The sequence below is a fragment of the Burkholderia sp. 9777_1386 genome (genome assembly GCF_015712265.1).
GTDB lineage: Bacteria > Pseudomonadota > Gammaproteobacteria > Burkholderiales > Burkholderiaceae > Burkholderia > Burkholderia cenocepacia.
In genome coordinates this window covers 1-20745 of the sequence record NZ_JACCQB010000068.1, presented here as the reverse complement: position 1 = coordinate 20745, position 20745 = coordinate 1, and the positions used below count along the sequence as shown (strand labels likewise).

Sequence of the window (20745 nt, the reverse complement as noted above, 5' to 3'; positions counted from 1 at the left end):
GCGGCCCGGCACGCCATCCGGCCGTCTGTCCAGACGGTAATGTCCCTATAATGGCCGTGCCGTGAAATCCGGCCGGTACGAATATCCAGAGGAGAGCAGTCTTGGCGAGAACGAAAACCACGCGCGCAGCGCCGGCCCCCGGCGCCGGCGTGATCTTCGCGTTGCGCGCGATCGGTCTCGTACTGCTCGCGCGCTGGCTGTTCTCGATGTCCCAGATGGGCTATCGCGCGTCGCTGTCGGCGATGGTGTCGTCGCCGTGGGCATTCATCTACCTCATCCTAATCTTCCTGCTGCTCGCGCTGCCGGGCGCCGCCGCCCGGGCCGAGCGGCCGTTCCATCCGCTGCCGCAGTGGCTGCGCCAGGCGCTGCGCGTGTTCGCGCTGATCGGTTTCCTGTTCGCCGTATGGTCGATCGGCGCGTTCACGTGGGCGGCCGGCTGGCGCCGCGCGCTGCATGCGGTGACGGCAACCAACGGCTGGCTCGTCGCCGCGCCGGCGCTGTACGCGGCGATCGTATGGATCTGCCGGCCGCGGCCGCTGTGGCGGACCAACGTGGCCGCACGCCGCTTCGCGGTCGGCCGGTATGCGATCTCGCTCGACGTGCTGACGCGCACCGCGATCGTCTGGATGGAAAGCCGCAAGGTCGGCCAGTACGATGCGCGCGAACTGTCGGTGCGTTGGCCCGGTCGCGCCGCGACGCCCGCCGCGGGCGAGCAGGGCGCGCAGCCGGCGGTCGTGCCGCCGCGTCGCGGCAGCCTGTTCAATCGCCCGAAGGTGGAACTGCTGTGGGATTCGCCGGCGGCTGTCGGCCACAACCGGCAGATCGTGATGCGCACGCCGCTCGCGACCGAGGGCGACCGCGTCGCGGTGCTCGCGCTCGACGCGGCGCTCAAGCAGATCGTCTGACACGGCTCGCGCACCGGGCGCGGGCGACAAGGAGGCGGGATGATCGTCCGTTGGTTGCTGGCTGCCATTCACCTCAGTGCGTTCGGCGTCGCGTTTGCCGCGATCGCCGGGCGTAACCGCGCGTTGCGCCGGTTCATCGCATCGGCGCAGGCGGCCGATTTGCCTGGCGTGTTCAAGGCGGATGCGGTCTGGGGACTGTCCGCGCTCGTGCTGATCGCGACGGGCCTCGCGCGCGCGTTCGGCGGTTTCGAGAAAGGGACCGCGTACTACCTGCACGAACCGCTCTTTCACCTGAAGATGACCGCGCTCGTGCTGATCCTGCTGCTCGAGATCGTGCCGATGCTGGGGTTGATCCGCTGGCGTATCGCCGCGCGGCGGCAGCAACTGCCCGATATCGGCCGTGCGCGCACCTACGTGCGGATCGGCCACTGGCAGGCGGTGCTGGTGATCGTCATCGTGTTCGCCGCGTCGGGGATGGCGCGGGGAATAGGGGCGCCCGGCTAGGGGCGCCCGGTTAAGGGGCGCGCGGCTAGGGCGCCCGGCCAGATGTGACCGGGCGACGTCGCCGCCCGGTCGGTCCGCGCTCAGCGCACGAGGCAGGGGCGCTTGTTGTTGAACGTCCAGCCCGGGATCAGATACTGCATCGCCGCCGCGTCGTCGCGGGCGCCGAGGCCGTGCTGCTTGTACAGCTCGTGCGCGAGCGCGACCGCATCCATGTCGATGTCGATCCCGAGCCCCGGCCGCTTCGGCACTTCCACCAGCCCGTTCTCGATCTTCAGCGGCTCGCGCGTCAGCCGTTCGCCGTCCTGCCAGATCCAGTGCGTGTCGATCGCGGTGACCTGGCCCGGCGCCGCGGCCGCGACGTGCGTGAACATCGCGAGCGACACGTCGAAGTGGTTGTTCGAATGCGAACCCCACGTGAGGCCCCAGTCGCGGCACATCTGCGCGACCCGCACCGAGCCCTGCATCGTCCAGAAGTGCGGATCGGCGAGCGGGATGTCGACGGCGTGCAACTGCACCGCATGGCCCATCTGCCGCCAGTCGGTCGCGATCATGTTGGTCGCCGTCGGCAGCCCCGTCGCGCGGCGGAATTCGGCCATCACTTCGCGGCCCGAGTAACCGTTCTCCGCACCGCACGGATCTTCCGCATACGCGAGCACGTGATGCTGATCCCGGCACAACCGCACGGCCTCGTCGAGCGACCATGCGCCGTTCGGATCGAGCGTCACGCGCGCGTCGGGGAAGCGCTCGGCGAGCGCCGTCACGGCTTCGATCTCGCTGGCGCCCGCGAATACACCGCCCTTCAGCTTGAAGTCGTTGAAGCCGTAGCGCGCATGCGCGGCCTCGGCAAGCCGTACGACGGCTTCGGGCGTCAGCGCGGCTTCGTCGCGCACGCACGTCCAGTCGTCGGTCGCGCCGCGGCCGTCGCGATACGGGAGCGCGGTCTTCGTGCGATCGCCGACGTAGAACAGGTAGCCGAGCATTTCGACCCGCTCGCGCTGCTGGCCTTCGCCGAGCAGTGCGGCGACCGGCACGCCGAGATGCTGGCCGAGCAGGTCGAGCAGCGCGGCCTCGAGCGCGGTGACCGCGTGGATCGTCGTGCGCAGGTCGAAGGTCTGCAGCCCGCGGCCGCTCGCGTCGCGGTCGGCGAAGGTGCGCCGCACGTCGTTGAGCACCGCATGATAATTGCCGACCGGCTGGCCGACGACGAGCGCCCGCGCGTCGTCGAGCGTGCGGCGGATGCTTTCGCCGCCCGGCACTTCGCCGACGCCCGTGCGACCCGCGCTGTCCTTCAGGATCACGAGGTTGCGGGTGAAGAACGGGCCGTGCGCCCCGCTCAGGTTGAGCAGCATGCTGTCGTGGCCGGCGACCGGAATCGCTTGCAGGTCGACGATGCGCGGCGTGTCGGGGGAGGGCGAGGCAGTGACGGCGTTCATGGGCGGCGATGGCGAAAGAGTGGGCGATGCCGTGCGGCAAAAGCTTTGCCGCGCGCGGCGGGAGGTGCGATCATTCGACAACCGACGTGCGTGGCGCGCAAGCCCCGCATGTCGACGCAACCCGAAACGGGGTGGGAGCGACAACCGGGCCAGCGGAGCGCAGAACGCGAACGCAGGTCGATCGTCGCGCACGGGACCGGGCGGTGCTGTACAGCCGACCTGGGTCGACAGGAGATCCGTGCGCCGATCATCAGTCGTCGGATGACTTGTGACGCAGTATAATGAATCATCGGCTTTCGCTCAAACCCCGCGTAAACCCTCGGCTCACATTACGATCATTCAAAAAGGAACCGGCCACATGTCCGTGCCTACGCTTCCCGCAGCGCCGCGCCGTCGCGCACGCAGCCTCGCACAAGATGTCGTCGACGCGCTGACCGCGCAGATCGAAAACGGCACGCTGCGTCCCGGCGACAAGCTGCCGACCGAAACCGAAGTCATGGCGGCGCAGGGCGTGAGCCGTACGGTCGTGCGCGAGGCGATCTCGCGGATGCAGGCGAGCGGCCTCATCGAGACGCGCCACGGCATCGGCAGCTTCGTGCTGGAGCCGTCGCGCCGCCAGACGCTCGGCATCGATCCCGCGACGATCACGACGCTGCGCGACGTGCTCGCGGTGCTGGAGCTGCGCATCAGCCTCGAAAGCGAGTGCGCGAGCCTGGCCGCGCAGCGCGCGAACGATACCGATCTCGCCGCGCTGCGGCGCGCGCTCGACGCGATCGCGACGGGCGCGGGCGGCGGCCGCGACACCGCGCAGCTCGACTTCCAGTTCCACCTGCAGATCGCGCAATCCACCGGCAACCGCTATTTCGTCGACATCATGACGCAGCTCGGCACGTCGATCATCCCGCGCACCCGCGTGAATTCCGCGCGCTTCGCCGGCGACGATCTCGAGCGCTACGTCGGCCGGCTGAACCACGAGCACGAAGACATCTACGAGGCGATCGCGCGCCACGACCCGGAAGCCGCCCGCGCCGCGATGCGCACGCACCTCACCAACAGCCGCGAGCGGCTGCGCCGCGCGCACGAGGCGGCCGAGGCCGAGGCGGGCTGACGTTGCGTGACAGGGCCCGCGACACGGCGGGCCTACCTGGATTGCTTTAACATCAGTCGTCGTATGAGATCGGTATGACCGCCGCGATCTCCCGGCCAGGCGGCGCTCCCGCCGCCGGCCGTCCGCCTGCCTCGCCGATCAGCCTCCCTTCGTCACGATCGTCTTCCACGCGCCGTTCTTCACCTGGTACAGCGTCGACATCCCGCTCTTCAGCGAGCCGTCGTTCGCGAACGAGATGCGGCCGGTCACGCCTTCGAAATCGATCTTCTTCAGCGCCGGGCGATAGGCCTTCGGGTCGGTCGAGCCGGCCGCCTGCATCGCCTTGATCGCCGCCCACGCCGCGTCATAGCCGAACTGCGCATACGACAGCACGTCGACGCCGAAGCGCTTCTTGAAGCGCGCCTCGAAATCCTTCCCCTGCGGCAGCTCGTCGAGCGGCCGGCCGTATTCCCACGCCATCGCGCCTTCCGCGGCCGGGCCCGCGATCTTGATGAACTCGTTGTCCTTCACGCCGCCGCCGCCGACGAACTGCGCGTTCAGCCCGAGCTGGCGCATCTGCTTGATGAAGTTCGCCGCGAGCGAATCGAGGCCGCCGAAGAAGATCAGGTCGGGATTCTTGGCCTTCAGGCTCGTGATCTGCGCGCGGAAATCGACCGCCTGGTTGCTGGTGAACTCGCGCCCGATGAGGTTGCCGCCGGCGGCCTTCACGGCCTTCTCGAATTCGTCGGCCTCGCCCTGGCCGAACGCGGTGCGGTCGTCGATGATCGCGATGCGCTTCGCCTTCGTCACGTCGACCGCGTACTTGCCCGCGTTGCCGGCGTTCTGGCCGTCGGTCGCGATCACCATGAACATGTTCGCGAGCCCGCGCGACGTGAGCGTCGGGTTGGTCGCGGCCGGGTCGATCACCGGAATGCCGGCCTTGTCGTAGACCACCGACGCCGGGATCGTCGTCCCCGAGTTGAAGTGACCGACCACGACCGACACGTTCTGGTCGACCAGCGCCTGCGCGGCCTGCACGCCGATGCGCGGGTCGGCCTGGTCGTCCTGCACGACGAGATTGAAGCGGGCCGGCTTGCCGGCGATCTGCACCTTCTGTGCGACCGCATCGTCGAGCGCGAGCTGGACGCCGTTTTGCAGGTCCTTGCCGTAGCCGGCGTTCACGCCCGTGAGCGGCGCGGCGAAGCCGACCTTCACGTCGGTTGCGTCGGCAGCCTGGGCGGCCTGTTGCGAGAGGAGGGCAAGCGCGGATGCAATCGACACCGACAGCAGGGAATGACGGAATTTCATGTTGTTCCTCTTGTTCGACACCTGCGAGTAGGTACCGCGCGCGCCAGGGCGAGCCGGGCGCGTGCGACGGGCGGGCGGTTCGACCGCTTCTCGGGATCGGGCGGGGAGGTCGGCATCGTGATCCTCGGAAACATCTCCCGTCAGGCTCCGCGAAGAGCCCCGATTGCTTCGATATATAGGTCGCCGATATGCGCGGGTCTTGGAAATTTGCCGCGCATTCGATGCGGATTTGCGCATAGCTTCCGCGCGCGCGCGGGTGGCCGGTATCGGGAGTTTCCCGTCGCGAACGCCACGGGCGGGAAGGAGGGAGAGCGGCGCGGGGCAAGGACGCGGCGCGGCCCGCCGGGGGCCGCGCCGCGCGTGGGGCGACGTCAGTCGGACAGGGCGTCCGACGCGGCTTCGGCGTCGTCGTGCGACGCGGTCGTGCGGATCAGCGGGTCGCTGGTGCTCGGGCGGCCGGTTTCGACGTGACCGGCGAAGCGACGCAGGAAGCCGAGCAGCCGGCCGTCGCTGACGGTCAGGTCGTACCAGCCGTGGCTGCCGCGCAGATCCCAGTAATCGTCGACGTGCGCGCCCGGCGCGAGGTCGAACGTGCGCGCGTGACCGTGGCCGTACGCGTTCGTGACCTTGAGCCGCACGGCCTTGTGACCGCGGTTCATCAGGCGCAGCGTGATGTTGCCGTTCGCGACGTCGTAGCCGTAGATCACCTCGGGGTTCACGTTCGCGCTGCCGACGCCGGTCGCGAACGGGCCGCGGAAATGGCAGTAGAAGCCGTTCGGGCCGTACACGTCGAGGTCGTACAGGCCGAGCGACGCGGCGGCGCTCCAGGTATCGGCGACGCGTTTGCCGGCTTCGACCGTGTACGCCCACGGGCCGTCGACGCGGTTGCGCGACTGGACCTGGAACGCGGCGCCCGCGCGGCCCGTGTTCGCGAAGGTCAGCCGGAACTGGCCGTTCGCGGCTTCGACGCGGCCGTGCACGAACAGTTCGTACGGCAGCGCGCGCGCCGGACGCAGCCCGGCTTCCTGTTTCGGCAGCTTTTGCAGCACCGGCGGCACCGGGATGTAGTCGGGATGGCGCACGCGGTCGGGCGGCGCGTAGCCGCTCGTGTCGGGCAGCGTCGGCCAGCCGGCGTCGGCCGTCGCGAAGTCGAATGCGGCGGTCAGGTCGCCGCACACCGCGCGGCGCCACGGCGACACGTTGGCGGCCGTGACCGGATACTGCGCGCCGAACCGCGCCTCGATGAATTGCAGCAGCGACGTGTGATCGAAGGTCTGCGAGCAGACCCAGCCGCCCTTGGTCCACGGCGACACGACGAGCATCGGCACGCGCGGCCCGAGCCCGTACGGGCCGGCCATGTGCGACGCGTCGCCGGCGAACACCTCGTTGGTCGTCGCGACCGTCGACAGCCCGTTGGCGCGCGACTGCGGCGCGAACGGCGGCGGCACGTGGTCGAAGAAGCCGTCGTTTTCGTCGTACGTGATGAAGAGCGCGGTCTTGCTCCACACGTCGGGATTCGACACGAGCGCCTTCAGCACCTGCTCGATGTACCACGCGCCGTAGTTCGCGGGCCAGTTCGGGTGCTCGGAATACGCTTCCGGCGCGCAGATCCACGACACCTGCGGCAGCGTGCCGTTCTTCACGTCCTGCTGCAGCACGTCGAACAGCGTGCCGCCGGCGCTGATGTTGGTGCCGGTGCGGGCCTTGTCGTACAGCGGCGTGCCGGGCAGCGCGGTGCGGTACTGGTTGAAGTAGAGCAGCGAGTTGTCGCCGTAGTTGCCGATGTACGGGTTCTGCGTCCAGCCCCACGAGCCGTTCGCGTCGAGTCCCGTGCCGACGTCCTGGTAGATCTTCCACGACACGCCGGCCTGTTCGAGCACTTCCGGATAGGTCGTCCAGCCGTAGCCTTTTTCCTCGTTGCCGAGCACCGGGCCGCCGCCCGTGCCGTCGTTGCCGACGTAGCCCGTCCACATGTAGTAGCGGTTCGGGTCGGTCGAGCTCGGGATCGCGCAGTGGTACGCGTCGCAGATCGTGAACGCATCGGCGAGCTGGTAGTGGAACGGGATGTCGTCGCGCTTCAGGTACGCCATCGTCGTGGTGCCCTTGTTCGGCACCCACTGGTCGTAGCGGCCCTTGTTCCACGCGGCGTGCATGTCCTGCCAGCCGTGCGGCAGGTCCTGCAGGAACTGCAGGCCGAGCTTGTCCGCGCCCGGGTGGAACGGCAGCAGCTCGGCCGGGCCGACCGGCTGATGGAACACCGACTTGCCGTTCGCGAGGCGCAGCGGGCGCGGATCGCCGAAGCCTCGGACACCGCGCATCGTGCCGAAGTAGTGGTCGAACGAGCGGTTCTCCTGCATCAGGATCACGATGTGTTCGATGTCGCGGATCGTGCCGGTACGGCGGTTCGCGGGAATCGCGAGCGCATCGCGGATCACGGGCGGAAACAGGTTCAGCGCGGCGGCGCCGGCAGTGCCGGCGGCGACGCGCAGGAAGTCACGACGGTTCGATCGGGTCATGGTCGTTATCGTGCGGTAAAGGGGAAGCCGATTGGCGGGACCTGCGGGAAGGGCGCGCGCCGGGTCGCAGGATGCGGCTGCGCCGGTTCGTGCCGCCGCGAGCATAGCGAGGAATCGGTGTCATTCATGTGAAGTCCGGAAACGTTTGCACGGACAGCGAACCGGCATCGGGATAGGCATCGCCAGCGGTCGTGGTGTAAAGGGGAAAGCAGGAAAGCAGGAAAGCGGTGCGGCGGAGCAGCGCAACGCAGTGCCGGCGCGTCAGGCGTCGGTCACCCACGCGCCGAACCATTCGCTCGGGCGGGCGATCTCGTCCTGCGCGGCGACGAGTTCGAGTTCGTAACGGCGTGCGTCGTAGGTGGCCTTCACGACCGCGTGCACGGCCGCGAGCGTGTGTTCGAACGCGGCGCGCACCGAATCGCCGCGCAGCCGGCACGCGACGAAGATCGCGCTGGTCAGGTCGCCGACGCCGACCGGATGGCGCGGAAACGCATACAGCGGCCGCTGGCCGATCCACGCTTCGGTTTCGGTGACGGCGAGCATGTTGAAACGGTCGGCCGGACTGTTGCGGTCGTGCAGGTGCTTGACGAGGATGATCTGCGGGCCGCGGCGGATCAGCGCGCGGCACGCGTCGACGGCTTCGGCGACGGTCTCGATGCGCCGGCCGGCGAGCTTCTGCAGTTCGGTATGGTTCGGCGACATGCCGTCCGCGAGCGCGGGCATTTCCTGCACGATGAATTCCTCGACACCGGGCTCGGGCCGGATGCCGCCCGTCTGGCCCATCGCCGGATCGCAGAAGTACCACGCGTTCGGATTCATCGCCTTCACCGAGCGCACGATCTCGACCGCCGCGCGCGCCTGCGGCGGCGAGCCGAGGAAGCCGGACAGCACCGCGTCGCAACGCTTGAGCGCGCCGATGGCCGCGACGCCGTCGACGAGCTGTTCCATCTTCGCGGCATCGATCGCGCTGCCGGCCCAGTGGCCGTACTGCATGTGATTCGACAACTGGACGGTATTGAGCGGCCAGACGTTGATGCCGAGACGCTGCATCGGGAACACGGCCGCACTGTTGCCGGCATGGCCGTAGATGACGTGCGACTGAATGCTGAGGACGTTTTTCATGGGAATTCGCCTGCACGCGTTTCAGGGTCACGTCACACGATACCCGAGTTCGTCATACGCGCGGAAGTCGCGCGGCCTCGGAGTGTTGCGCGCCGTCGTCACGCGACCGCGTAGAATCGCGGGGGCGCGAGACCGTCCGGCCGCAACCGGCTGCCCGCGCGCGTCTCCAATCACCGTGATCGCCATGCTTTCGATTTGCAAGATGTTGTCCGTCGCGCGCGCCGCCGTGCTCGGCGCGAGCGCCGCCGCCGCGTGCGCGCTGCCCGTGGCGGCCGTTGCCGCGACGCCCGCCGCCAACGACGGGCCCGCGTACGGCCCGCGCCTGGAAGGGTTCGCGTATCCGGCGCCCGTGCACGAGTACGCGTTCGTGTCGCAGCGCGAAACCCTCGAGATGGCGTACCTCGACGTGCAGCCCGCGCATCCGAACGGCCGCACCGTCGTGCTGCTGCACGGCAAGAACTTCTGCGCGGCGACCTGGGAGGATACGATCGGCGTGCTGAGCCGCGCCGGCTATCGCGTGATCGCGCCGGACCAGATCGGCTTCTGCAAGTCGTCGAAGCCCGAGCGCTACCAGTACAGCTTCCAGCAACTCGCGCGCAACACGCACGCGCTGCTCGAATCGGTCGGCGTGAAGTCGGCGACGATCATGGGCCACTCGACGGGCGGGATGCTCGCGATCCGCTACGCGCTGATGTATCCGAAAGCGACCGACCAGCTCGTGCTCGTGAACCCGATCGGCCTCGAGGACTGGAAGGCGCTCGGCGTGCCGCCGCTGTCGGTCGACTACTGGTACGCGCGCGAACAGAAGACCACGGCCGACGGTATCCGCCGCTACGAGCAGGGTACGTACTACGCAGGCAAGTGGTCGCCGTCGTACGAGCGCTGGGTGCAGATGCTCGCCGGCATGTATCGCGGCGCCGGCCGCGACGCGGTCGCGTGGAACTCCGCGCTGATCTACGACATGATCCTCACGCAGCCGGTGGTCTACGAATTCGGTGCGATCCGCGTGCCGACGCTGCTGATGATCGGCGACAAGGACACGACCGCGATCGGCAAGGACGTCGCGCCGCCCGACGTGCACGCGAAGCTCGGCCGCTATCCGGAGCTCGCGAAGCGCACGCAGGCCGCGATTCCGGGCGCGCAACTCGTCGAATTCCCGGCGCTCGGACACGCGCCGCAGATCCAGGACCCGGACGCGTTCCACAAGGCGCTGCTCGACGGGCTGGAGGCCGTGCGCCCGCAGTGATGCGGGACAGGCGGCCGGCGGCGCGCGAGCGTGCCGTCAGCGCGCTTCGTTCGCGAGCTCGTCGCGGATCTGCGCGGCCAGTTCGAACGAGCGCAGCCGCGCGGCGTGATCGTAGATCTGCGCGGTGATGATCAGCTCGTCGGCGCCCGTCAGCGCGATGCGCTCGCGCAGCTTGTCGCGCACCGTGTCGCGCGAGCCGACCGCCGCGAACGACAGCGAATGCGCGACGGTCGCGAGTTCGAGCTCGTTCGCCTCGAGCACGTCGACGGGGGGCGGCAGCTTGCCCGGCGTGCCGCGCCGCAGGTTGATGAATTGCTGCTGCAGCGACGTGAACAGGCGCCGCGCCTCGTCGTCGGTCTCGGCCGCGAACACGTTGACGCCGACCATCGCATGCGGCTTCGGCCACGCGGCCGACGGCCGGTACTGCGCGCGGTAGATCTCGAGCGCCCGCATCAGATAATCCGGCGCGAAGTGCGACGCGAACGCGAACGGCAGCCCGAGCATCGCCGCGAGCTGCGCGCTGAACAGGCTCGAACCGAGCAGCCACACCGGGACGTCGAGCCCCGCGCCGGGTACCGCCCGCACGCGCTGGCCGGGTACCGGCTCCGCGAAATAGCGCTGCAGCTCCGCGACGTCGTCCGGAAACGAGTCCGCACTGCCGATCAGGTCGCGGCGCAGCGCGCGCGACGTGGTCTGGTCGGTGCCGGGCGCGCGGCCCAGGCCGAGATCGATGCGCCCCGGATACAGCGACGCGAGCGTGCCGAACTGTTCGGCGATCACGAGCGGCGCGTGGTTCGGCAGCATGATGCCGCCCGAGCCGACCCGGATCGTCCGCGTCGCGCCCGCGACGTGGCCGATCACGACGGCGGTGGCCGCACTCGCGATCCCCGGCATGTTGTGATGCTCGGCCAGCCAGTAGCGCCGGTAGCCCCAGCGTTCCGCGTGCTGCGCGAGATCGACGGTGTTGCGGAACGCCTGCGAGGCGTCGGCGCCGGCCGGAATGGGGGCGAGATCGAGTACGGAAAACGGTGTCATCGGAAGACCTTCGAAACGGGATGGCGTGGTGATGCGCTGACGCAACAGACGCCAACGATTTTGCCAAAGGGTTCCGGAACGTGCTGGCCGCGCGCGGATACCCATGCGCCTTACAGGGGTGCAGGGTTGCTTGCGACGATCGTTGCAAAAATCAATCTAATCGCTGATTAATTACCAATCTTTACGGCGATTGGAAGTGAAACCGCATCGACATACAAATTTGCACGAAACGTTTGATTTTAAAGACTGCAATACGCCTGCAAAGTGCTTACGTTAATGTGAACGTGGCCGAGCCGATCCGGTTCGTCGACCGCTCAGCTTTGCCGGAATCGCACCAGTCCGTTTCTCGTAGCGCCGCGCGCGGGGGGCTGCGGACTGCTAAAATCCGGCGCCTGTCCATGTTGTGCCAATGGAGCCATTCGAGTCTTCCCGCATGCCGTCCGGGTGCTGCGCGGGGATACGCCACGCGAAGCCGGGCATGGCCGCACCCGAACAACGGGTCGTGCCTTCCCCATTACAGACGCTGCTGGAACAAGGAGTCGGGTCGTGCCCGCGTTCGTCGCTGTCGGAATACCGCATCACGCTCAATCACGCTCAAGCGTTCGCCATGGCGCCGAAGTCGCCGGGAGGCGTTGCGCATGACGCCCACCGCCACGCTGCTCGACTGGCTCCTGATCGTCTTCACGCTGGCCGCGGCCGGCTATGCGCTCGTCGCGGCCTTCGCGCCGCGGCCGCGCACGCCGCGCACCGCGGTGCGCGACGGCTTCGAGCCGGTCAGCGTGCTGAAGCCGCTGTGCGGCGCGGAGCCGCACCTGTATGAAAACCTCGCGACTTTCTGCGAGCAGCGCCATCCTCGCTATGAGGTGCTGTTCGGCGTCGCATCGTCGGCCGATCCGGCTATCGCGGTCGTCGAGCGGCTGCGCGCCGACCATCCGGCGTGCGACATCTCGCTCGTGATCGACGCGCGCGTGCATGGCAAGAACCTGAAGGTCAGCAACCTGATCAATCTCGCCGAACGTGCGAAATACGGCCGCATCGTGATCGCGGACAGCGACATCGCGGTGAAGCCCGACTATCTGGAGCGCGTGACGGCGCCGCTCGCGGACGCGTCGGTCGGGGTCGTCACGTGCCTGTATCATGCGCGCAGCGTCGGCGGCTTCTGGACGCGGATCGGCGCGCAGTTCGTCGACGCCTGGTTCGCGCCGTCGGTGCGGATTACGCACCTCGGCCGCTCGAGCCGCTTCGGCTTCGGCGCGACGCTCGCGCTCACGCGCGACACGCTCGACCGGATCGGCGGTCTCTTCGCGCTGAAGGACGAACTGGCCGACGATTTCTGGCTGGCCGAGCTGCCGCGCCGCCTCGGGCGGCGCACCGTGCTGTCCGAGGTCGAGGTCGCGACCGACGTGATCGAACCGTCGTTCGGGCCGCTGTGGCACCGCGAGACGCGCTGGCTGCGCACGATCCGTTCGCTGAACCCGGCCGGCTTCGCGTTCCTGTTCATTACGTTCACCGTGCCGTGGCTCGCGATCGGCGCGGCGCTCGCATGGCGCCTCGACGGCAGTGTCGCCGGCACGCTGGCGGGCGGCGCGGCCGCGGTCGGCGCATTCGGCCGGCTCGTGCTGCACGCACGCGGCGAGGACGGCTGGCGTGCGTTCTGGCGCGACCTGCCGCTCGTCGCGGTGCGCGACACGCTGCTCGCGCTCGAGTGGCTCGCGGCCGCGTTCGGCACGCACGTCGTGTGGCGCGGCGCCAGGATGACGGTCGTCGGCGGCGAACGCGCGGCGGCGGCCGTGGAAGCAGTGGACGGCCGCTAGGGCCGTCGATCGAACCCGGCCCGCGGGCCGAGACGCGTCACCCGGCGAAGCCGCGCGGCGCGACATGACAGAGAGGCGGGCGCCGGCATGGCGGCCCGCGGTTTTTTGACTGAATCGTTGTAACGAAACGAACTATGCAGGCTACCGGAGCATTCATGAAAACGCTGTTCTTGCAGGCCCCTTCGTATGACGGCTTCGACGGCGGAGCCGGCTCGCGCTATCAGGCGAAGCGCGAAATCCGTTCCTTCTGGTACCCGACCTGGCTCGCGCAGCCGGCCGCGCTCGTGCCGGGCAGCCGCGTCGTCGATGCGCCGGCCGACGGCCTGTCGGTCGAGGAGACGCTGAAGATCGCCAACGACTACGACCTCGTGATCATCCACACGAGCACGCCGTCGTTCCCGACCGACGCGATGTTCGCGCAGGATCTCAAGAAGATGAAGCCGTCGATGCTGGTCGGCATGGTCGGCGCGAAGGTGATGGTCGATCCGCACAACTCGCTCACGGCGAGCGAGGCCATCGACTTCGTGTGCCGCGAGGAGTTCGACTTCACCTGCAAGGAACTCGCCGAAGGCAAGCCGTTCGCGGAGATCAAGGGCTTGAGCTGGCGCGCGAAGGACGGCTCGATCGAGCACAACGAAGCGCGTCCGATCCTCGAGAACATGGACGAACTGCCGTTCGTCGCGCCCGTCTACAAGCGCGACCTGAAGATCGACAACTACTTCATCGGCTACCTGAACTATCCGTACGTCTCGATCTACACGGGCCGCGGCTGCAAGTCGCGCTGCACGTTCTGCCTGTGGCCGCAGACGGTCAGCGGCCATCGCTACCGCACGCGCTCGGTCGAGAACGTGCTCGCGGAAGCGAAGTGGATCCGCGACAACATGCCGGAAGTGAAGGAGCTGATGTTCGACGACGACACCTTCACCGACGACCTGCCGCGCGCCGAAGCCATCGCCATCGGCCTGGGCAAGCTCGGTATCACGTGGTCGTGCAACGCGAAGGCCAACGTGCCGTACAAGACGCTGAAGGTGATGAAGGAAAACGGCCTGCGCCTGCTGCTGGTCGGCTTCGAATCGGGCGACGACCAGATCCTCGTGAACATCAAGAAGGGCGTGCGCACCGATTTCGCGCGCCGCTTCAGCGCGGACTGCAAGAAGCTCGGCATCAAGATCCACGGCACCTTCATCCTCGGCCTGCCGGGCGAGACGCAGGAGACCATCAAGAAGACGATCGAGTACGCGAAGGAAATCAATCCGCACACGATCCAGGTGTCGCTCGCCGCGCCGTATCCGGGCACGACGCTCTACAAGCAGGCCGTCGAAAACGGCTGGATGGAAGAGAACAAGACCATCAACCTGGTGAGCAAGGAAGGCGTGCAGCTCGCGGCGATCGGCTATGCGCACCTGTCGCGCGACGAGATCTATCACCACCTCGAGCAGTTCTATCGCCAGTTCTACTTCCGTCCGTCGAAGATCTGGGAAATCGTGCGCGAGATGCTGACGAGCTGGGACATGATGAAGCGCCGCCTGCGCGAAGGCGTCGAGTTCTTCCGTTTCCTGCGCGCACACGAGGCCTGATCGGTGGCGACGCAGCGGGCGGCGCGGGCGCTGATCTTCACCGCGGACGACTTCGGGCTGCACCCGCGCGTCAACGCGGCGGTCGAGCGTGCGCACCGCGACGGCGTGTTGAACGCCGCCAGCCTGATGGTCGGCGCGAGCGCCGCGCAGGATGCGATCGAACGCGCGCGGCGGCTGCCGTCGCTCGCGGTCGGCCTGCATCTGGTGCTCGCGGACGGGCCGGCCACGCTGCCCGCGCATGAGATTCCCGCGCTCGTCGGCCGCGACGGGCGATTCGGCGACGCGATGGCGAAGGACGGCTGTCGCTTCTTCTTCCTGCCGCACGTGCGCGCGCAACTGCGCCGCGAGATCCGTGCGCAGTTCGACGCGTTCGCGGCGAGCGGCCTGCCGCTCGACCACGTGAACGCGCACAAGCATTTCCACCTGCATCCGACCGTGCTGTCGATGATCATCGAGATCGGCCGCGACTACGGGCTGCGCGCGGTGCGGCTGCCGTACGAAACGAGCGCGCCCGCGCTGCTCAAGCCGTGGATCGCGCTGGTGCGCGCGCGGCTCGACCGCGCGGGGCTCGCGCACAACGACTACGTGGTCGGGATCGAGCATACGGGCGCGATGGACGAGGCCGTGCTGCTCGACGCGCTCGCGAAGCTGCCGGCGGGCGTCGGCGAGATCTACTGTCATCCGGCCGAGGCCGGCGACGGCCCGATCACGCCGACGATGGCCGATTACCGTCCGGTCGACGAGCTCGAGGCGCTGCTGTCGCCGCGAGTCGCGGCCGCGCTGAAGGCGGCGGGCGTCGCGACCGGCGGGTTTGCCGACGTGTTCGGCGGGCCGGCGGCGCGACGCGGCGCGCAGGCGTCGCGCGCACCGGGAGCGCAGCCGTCATGAGCAAGTGGATCAAGTGGCTCGGCTGGCCGATCGGCATCGGCATCCTGCTCGCGCTGGGGCTGCACGAAGGCGTCGGCGACGTGTCGCAGATGCTCGCGCGCGCCGGCTACGCACTGTTGTGGCTCGTGCCGTTCCACGCGCTGCCGCTGCTGCTCGATGCATACGCATGGCACCTGCTGCTCGACCGGCGCAGTTCGCTGCCGTTCCTGTGGTGGATCGCGACCGTGCGCGAGGCCGTGAACCGGCTGCTGCCCGTGGTCGGGATCGGCGGCGAGATCGTCGGCATCCGGCTCGCGCGCTGGCAGGTGCCCGACGCGAGCCGCGTGACCGCGTCGGTGATCGTCGAGGTGCTGGTGACGATCGTGGTGCAGTATGCGTTCGCGGCGCTCGGCCTCGTGCTGCTGCTCGCGACGACCGACAACATGGGCGGCGGCACGATCGGCCTCGCGCTGCTGCTGACGCTGCCGTTGCCGGTGCTGGGCGTCGTGCTGATGCGGCGCGGCGGCATCTTCCACGCGATCGAGCGTTTCGCGGGCCGCCTGCTCGGCGATTCGCACCGACTGCTGCAGGGCGTCGACGGCCGCCGGCTCGACGCCGACATCGATTCGCTGATGTCGCGCACGGGCCTGCTGTTCAGCGCCTTCTTCTGGCAACTGGCCGGCTACGTGCTCGGCGCGCTCGAGATTTACTGGGCGCTCGCGCTGCTCGGCCATCCGGTGTCGATCGGCGGCGCGATCGCGATCGAGGCGATGACGCAGGCGGTGCGGCACGCGGCGTTCATGGTGCCGGGCGGACTGGGCGTGCAGGAAGCGACCGTCGTGCTGCTCGCGCAGATGTTCGGCGTCGATCGCGAGACGGCGCTGTCGCTCGCGGTCGTCAAGCGCGGCCGCGAAGTGCTGTTCGGCTGCCTCGCGCTCGGCTCGTGGCAGCTTGCCGAGCTGGTGCGCACGCGCCGCCGGCTGGGCGGATCGCCGGCCGGGCCGCGCACGGCGCCGCCGGCGAACCGGGCGACCGAAACCCGGACCGAAACCGAAACGACGCATTGAATCCGGGACGGGCCACACGGCCCGTCTCGCGCTTTTGGCGTCGCGCGGGTATCCTTGCCGCGTGTTTTCTCGACGCGCAACCCTTCCGATGATTTTCCGTTTCCGGCTGCTTTCCGTGACGATGCTGGCCGCCGCGCTGGCGCTAACCGGTTGTGACGACCAAGGCCATCTCGACGTGCAACGTATCAGGGACTTCTTCAACGCGATCAAGCCTGCGCCGCTGCTGCTGAAGGGGCTGAAGATCGGCGAATCGACCGAGGCCGACGTGCGCGGCACGATGGGCAAGCCCGAGACCGAGCGTACGTTCACCGACGGCTCGAAGCGTCTCGAATATCCGCGCGGCCCGATGGGCAACCAGACCTGGTTCGTCGATCTCGATGCGAACGGGCGCTACACGGGCGCGACGCAGGTGCTGACCGCCGAGAACTTCGCGAAAGTGCGCCCGGGGATGGACGAGGACGAGGTGCGGCGGCTGCTCGGCAAGCCCGGCGACATCGCGCAGTATCCGCTGAAGCCCGAGACGGTCTGGAGCTGGCGCTGGCTCGAGGACGGCGTCAACACCGACGCGTTCTTCAACGTCCATTTCGGCCCGGACGGGCTCGTTTATACGACGTCGCGCTCCGACATCCTGAAAGGGCGCTGACGTTCACGCGCGGCGCTTCTTCAGCCGGTCGCGCAGCGCGTCGTTCATGCGCGTCTGCCAGCCGAGGCTGTGGCGGGCCAGGACGTGCATGTTCGGCCCGATGGCCCGTCCGGCGCTATATCGAAAAAGCGACCGGAAAATTGCAAAAAACCCGCTTCCCGGCGTGTCATGAGACTGTCAGGGAGCGGGTTTTTTCCTTTTGAAACAGCGGCGTAGGTCGTATGCGCAAATGGTGGGATGAATTGTTGCGACGCAGCAATCGCCCATACGGTGATTTGAGGCAATCAATTTCGCTTGCGACTATCCGCGTCAACCCGGCGCGGGACAGGCAGTCGCGTCGGCATTCATTCCAACTCTGGAGACGCGCGTGTTCCTTTACGGCTTTGGTCCGGTCCTCTGGGCCGGCACCGTGCAGACCATCGAGCTGTCGGTGCTGTCGCTCGCCACTGCGGTGGCGCTGGGGCTGATCGGCGCGGTGGCGAAGCTGTCGCACAACCGGGTGCTGCGAGCGATCGCGACCGGTTATACGACGCTGATCCGCTCGGTGCCCGATCTTGTGCTGATGCTGCTGCTGTTCTACAGCATCCAGATCTGGCTGAACCAGTTCACCGACCTCGTCGGCTGGAACCAGATCGACATCGATCCGTTCGTGGCGGGCGTGCTGACGCTCGGCTTCATCTACGGCGCGTACTTCACCGAGACGTTTCGCGGCGCGTTCCTGTCGGTGCCGCGCGGCCAGCTCGAAGCCGGCGCGGCTTACGGGATGAGCGGCGCGCGCGTGTTCGCGCGGATCATGTTTCCGCAGATGATGCGCTTCGCGCTGCCGGGCATCGGCAACAACTGGCAGGTGCTCGTGAAGGCCACCGCGCTGGTGTCGATCATCGGCCTCGCGGACGTCGTGAAGGCCGCGCAGGACGCCGGCAAGAGCACGTTCAACATGTTCTTCTTCATCCTCGTCGCGGCGCTGATCTATCTTGCGATCACGACCGTCTCCAACCTCGTGCTGATCCAGCTCGAGAAGCGTTATTCCATGGGCGTGCGGCACGCAGAACTATGATCGAGATCCTCCAGGAATTCGGCAAGGCGTTCCTTTTCTGGGACGGCCAGCGCCTCTCCGGCCTCGCGGTGACGCTGTGGCTGCTCGTCGCGTCGATTTCGCTCGGCTTCGTGTGCGCGGTGCCGCTCGCGGTCGCGCGCGTGTCGAGGAACAAGTGGGTGTCGATGCCCGTGCGCTTCTACACGTACGTGTTCCGCGGCACGCCGCTCTACGTGCAGTTGCTGCTGATGTACACGGGCATGTACAGCCTCGAGTTCGTGCGCTCGCACTCGCTGCTCGACGCGTTTTTCCGCAGCGGTTTCAACTGCGCGATCCTCGCGTTCGCGCTGAACACCTGCGCGTACACCACCGAGATCTTCGCCGGGGCGATCCGCGCGATTCCGCACGGCGAGGTCGAGGCGGCGCGCGCGTACGGAATGTCGCCGTTCACGATGTACCGCCGTGTGATCCTGCCGTCGGCGCTGCGCCGCGCGCTGCCGCTGTACAGCAACGAGGTGATCCTGATGCTGCACGCGACCACCGTCGCGTTCACGGCGACCGTGCCGGACATCCTGAAGGTCGCGCGCGATGCCAATTCCGCGACCTACATGGCGTTCCAGTCGTTCGGAATCGCCGCGCTGATCTATCTTGCGGTATCGTTCGCACTCGTCGCGGCGTTTCGCCGCGCGGAGCGCCACTGGCTCGCGTATCTCGCGGCCGCCCGTCATTGAATTACTTCGAGGAGAGCCAGTTGGCCGAGATCACTCAAACGAGCGCGTCCGCTTCCGTCAAGCTTGCCGCGGTCGATATCCACAAGCGCTATGGCGACAACGAGGTGCTCAAGGGCGTGTCGCTGAATGCGAAGGCCGGTGACGTCATCAGCATCATCGGCGCGAGCGGCTCGGGCAAGAGTACGTTCCTGCGCTGCATCAATTTTCTCGAACGGCCGAATGCGGGGCAGATCGTCGTCGACGGCGAGGCCGTGCGTACCAAGACCGACCGCGCCGGTGCGCTCGAGGTCGCCGATCACAAGCAGTTGCAGCGCATCCGCACGAAGCTCGCGATGGTGTTCCAGCACTTCAACCTGTGGGCGCACATGAACGTGCTCGAGAACGTGATGGAGGCGCCCGTGCACGTGCTCGGCATTTCGAAGAAGGAAGCCGAGGAGCGTGCGCGCGAGTACCTGGAGAAGGTCGGCCTGCCGCCGCGCGTCGAGAAGCAGTATCCGTCGCATCTGTCGGGCGGCCAGCAGCAGCGCGTGGCGATCGCGCGGGCGCTGGCGATGCATCCGGACGTGATGCTGTTCGACGAACCGACGTCCGCGCTCGATCCGGAGCTCGTCGGCGAAGTGCTGAAGGTCATGCAGAAGCTGGCCGAGGAAGGGCGCACGATGATCGTCGTCACGCATGAGATGGGTTTCGCGCGCAACGTGTCGAACCACGTGATGTTCCTGCATCAGGGGCGGACCGAGGAAGAGGGCGATCCGAAGGAAGTGCTGGTGCGGCCGCAGAGCGAGCGGCTCAAGCAATTCCTGTCGGGCAGTCTCAAGTAACGCGACAGGGCAGGTTTCAGCCGTGGTACCGGTGTCTCGTCCCGCAGGCGCCACCCGCACGACGCAGGTGGCGATCGTTGCATTGCCGCCCGTGTCGATGTCGGGCGTGGGGCCGATCGTCGATGCGCTGAATCTCGCGAACGAGATCGACGGGCGGCTTCTGTACCGCTGGCAGGTGTGTTCGTGGGACGGGCGGCCGGTGCCGCTCGCGGGTGGTGCTCAGTGGCATGCCGATGCGGCGTTCAACGACGCGATCGCGTGCGACTGGTTGATCGTCGTGTCCGAGCGGTTTCAGCAGTTCGCCGATTACCGGCTGTTTCTCGCGAGTCTCGCGCGGGTCGGGCAGCGCACGCCGGTCGTGACCGGCATTCATCACGGCGTGTGGTGGCTCGCGATGGCGGGGCAGCTTTCCGGGTATCGCGTGAGCGTGAACTGGGAGACGTATCAGCAGTTCGCCGAGCAGTTCGAGCGGTCGATCGTCACGCAGCAGATCTTCGAGATCGATCGCGATCGGGCGACCTGCGCCGGCGGGCAGGCGACCGTCGATTTCATGCTGGCCATGATTGGCCGGGAACATGGGGCGGATCTCGCGGAGCGGATTGCCGATGCGCTCGGGGTCGGCACGCTGCGCAGCGGCGAGGAGCGGCAGCGGATTCCCTTTGTTACTGCTCCGGGGGAGCGGCATCCTCGGTTGAATGACGCGTTGCTTTTGATGGAAGCCAATGTCGAGGATCCGCTTACTACCGATGAGATCGCCGGGTTGGTCGGCGTGTCGCGGCGGCAGTTGGAGCGGCTCTTTCGACAGTATCTCGGGGCGATGCCCTCCAAGTATTACCTCAATCTTCGGTTGCTCAAGGCAAGGACCCAGTTGCAGAGGACCAGCAAGTCAGTAGTTCAGGTTAGTCTTGCTTGCGGGTTTTCTTCTGCTGCGCATTTTTCTAATGCTTATCGGGAGAGGTTTGGGGTTACGCCTCGGGAGGATCGGCGAGCCTGGCTCGAGAAGCAGACGGGCGGGGGCAGTGAACCTCGGGGT

General features: G+C 67.7%; 18 protein-coding genes. 13 read left to right on the top strand and 5 right to left on the bottom strand.

Annotated elements, in window-relative coordinates; translation table 11 throughout:
- Positions 1-101 precede the first annotated feature (101 nt).
- A complete protein-coding gene (locus tag H0X91_RS31125; protein WP_006491691.1) occupies positions 102-905 on the top strand; it encodes a hypothetical protein in 804 nt (267 codons plus the stop codon).
- Positions 906-944: 39 nt separating this feature from the next.
- A complete protein-coding gene (locus tag H0X91_RS31120; protein WP_006497708.1) occupies positions 945-1409 on the top strand; it encodes a DUF2214 family protein in 465 nt (154 codons plus the stop codon).
- Positions 1410-1489: 80 nt separating this feature from the next.
- Here the strand turns inward: H0X91_RS31120 and gudD are convergent, their stop codons facing one another.
- Complete coding sequence (gene gudD, locus H0X91_RS31115; RefSeq protein WP_034200817.1) at positions 1490-2842, bottom strand: glucarate dehydratase; 1353 nt, start codon at positions 2840-2842, stop codon at positions 1490-1492.
- A gap of 358 nt (positions 2843-3200) precedes the next feature.
- On the opposite strand from gudD, the gene H0X91_RS31110 reads away from it, so the two are divergent.
- Entirely contained in the window at positions 3201-3950 is a 750-nt protein-coding gene (locus H0X91_RS31110; protein WP_006484310.1) for a FadR/GntR family transcriptional regulator, read from the top strand.
- 138 nt (positions 3951-4088) lie between these two features.
- Here H0X91_RS31110 and H0X91_RS31105 read toward each other — a convergent pair whose 3' ends face one another.
- The 3 genes from H0X91_RS31105 to pdxY all read right to left on the bottom strand — a co-directional run bounded on the left by H0X91_RS31105 (position 4089) and on the right by pdxY (position 8875).
- Complete coding sequence (locus H0X91_RS31105) at positions 4089-5237, bottom strand: branched-chain amino acid ABC transporter substrate-binding protein (protein WP_006497706.1); 1149 nt, start codon at positions 5235-5237, stop codon at positions 4089-4091.
- A gap of 371 nt (positions 5238-5608) precedes the next feature.
- Complete coding sequence (locus H0X91_RS31100; RefSeq protein ID WP_006484309.1) at positions 5609-7753, bottom strand: phosphocholine-specific phospholipase C; 2145 nt, start codon at positions 7751-7753, stop codon at positions 5609-5611.
- Positions 7754-8014: 261 nt separating this feature from the next.
- Positions 8015-8875 carry a pyridoxal kinase PdxY gene (gene pdxY, locus H0X91_RS31095; RefSeq protein WP_006484315.1) on the bottom strand — a complete coding sequence of 287 codons (861 nt, stop codon included), beginning with the start codon at positions 8873-8875 and terminating at the stop codon, positions 8015-8017.
- Between the two features lie 184 nt (positions 8876-9059).
- On the opposite strand from pdxY, the gene H0X91_RS31090 reads away from it, so the two are divergent.
- Positions 9060-10121: an alpha/beta fold hydrolase gene (locus tag H0X91_RS31090; RefSeq protein WP_034200815.1), complete on the top strand. Its 1062-nt coding sequence runs from the start codon at positions 9060-9062 to the stop codon at positions 10119-10121.
- Between the two features lie 36 nt (positions 10122-10157).
- Here the strand turns inward: H0X91_RS31090 and H0X91_RS31085 are convergent, their stop codons facing one another.
- A complete protein-coding gene (locus H0X91_RS31085) occupies positions 10158-11156 on the bottom strand; it encodes an LLM class flavin-dependent oxidoreductase (RefSeq protein ID WP_006492947.1) in 999 nt (332 codons plus the stop codon).
- A 638-nt stretch (positions 11157-11794) separates the two neighbouring features.
- Between H0X91_RS31085 and hpnI the strand changes: the two genes are divergently transcribed.
- From hpnI to H0X91_RS31040, 9 genes are all read left to right on the top strand, one after another.
- Positions 11795-12970, top strand: a complete 1176-nt coding sequence (hpnI, locus tag H0X91_RS31080) for a bacteriohopanetetrol glucosamine biosynthesis glycosyltransferase HpnI (protein WP_048989486.1) — start codon at positions 11795-11797, stop codon at positions 12968-12970.
- A gap of 134 nt (positions 12971-13104) precedes the next feature.
- The gene (hpnJ, locus tag H0X91_RS31075) at positions 13105-14547 is read left to right on the top strand and encodes a hopanoid biosynthesis associated radical SAM protein HpnJ (RefSeq protein ID WP_369718636.1); all 1443 of its coding nucleotides are present in this window, start codon (positions 13105-13107) and stop codon (positions 14545-14547) included.
- A 3-nt stretch (positions 14548-14550) separates the two neighbouring features.
- Complete coding sequence (gene hpnK, locus H0X91_RS31070; RefSeq protein WP_006493052.1) at positions 14551-15435, top strand: hopanoid biosynthesis-associated protein HpnK; 885 nt, start codon at positions 14551-14553, stop codon at positions 15433-15435.
- Positions 15432-16481 carry a lysylphosphatidylglycerol synthase domain-containing protein gene (locus H0X91_RS31065; RefSeq protein ID WP_060265221.1) on the top strand — a complete coding sequence of 350 codons (1050 nt, stop codon included), beginning with the start codon at positions 15432-15434 and terminating at the stop codon, positions 16479-16481. Before hpnK ends, H0X91_RS31065 begins: the two co-directional genes overlap by 4 nt.
- 88 nt (positions 16482-16569) lie before the next feature.
- Positions 16570-17124, top strand: a complete 555-nt coding sequence (locus H0X91_RS31060) for a hypothetical protein (protein WP_058901277.1) — start codon at positions 16570-16572, stop codon at positions 17122-17124.
- Positions 17125-17491: 367 nt separating this feature from the next.
- Positions 17492-18181: an ABC transporter permease gene (locus H0X91_RS31055; RefSeq protein ID WP_006488734.1), complete on the top strand. Its 690-nt coding sequence runs from the start codon at positions 17492-17494 to the stop codon at positions 18179-18181.
- Positions 18178-18891 (top strand): ABC transporter permease, encoded by a 714-nt coding sequence (locus H0X91_RS31050; RefSeq protein ID WP_006476443.1) that lies wholly within the window; start codon positions 18178-18180, stop codon positions 18889-18891. The genes H0X91_RS31055 and H0X91_RS31050 overlap by 4 nt, the downstream gene beginning before the upstream one ends.
- A gap of 20 nt (positions 18892-18911) precedes the next feature.
- Complete coding sequence (locus H0X91_RS31045) at positions 18912-19712, top strand: ABC transporter ATP-binding protein (protein ID WP_006488736.1); 801 nt, start codon at positions 18912-18914, stop codon at positions 19710-19712.
- Positions 19713-19734: 22 nt separating this feature from the next.
- On the top strand, positions 19735-20745 hold a 1011-nt coding region (locus tag H0X91_RS31040), incomplete at its 3' end, for a GlxA family transcriptional regulator (RefSeq protein ID WP_077182372.1).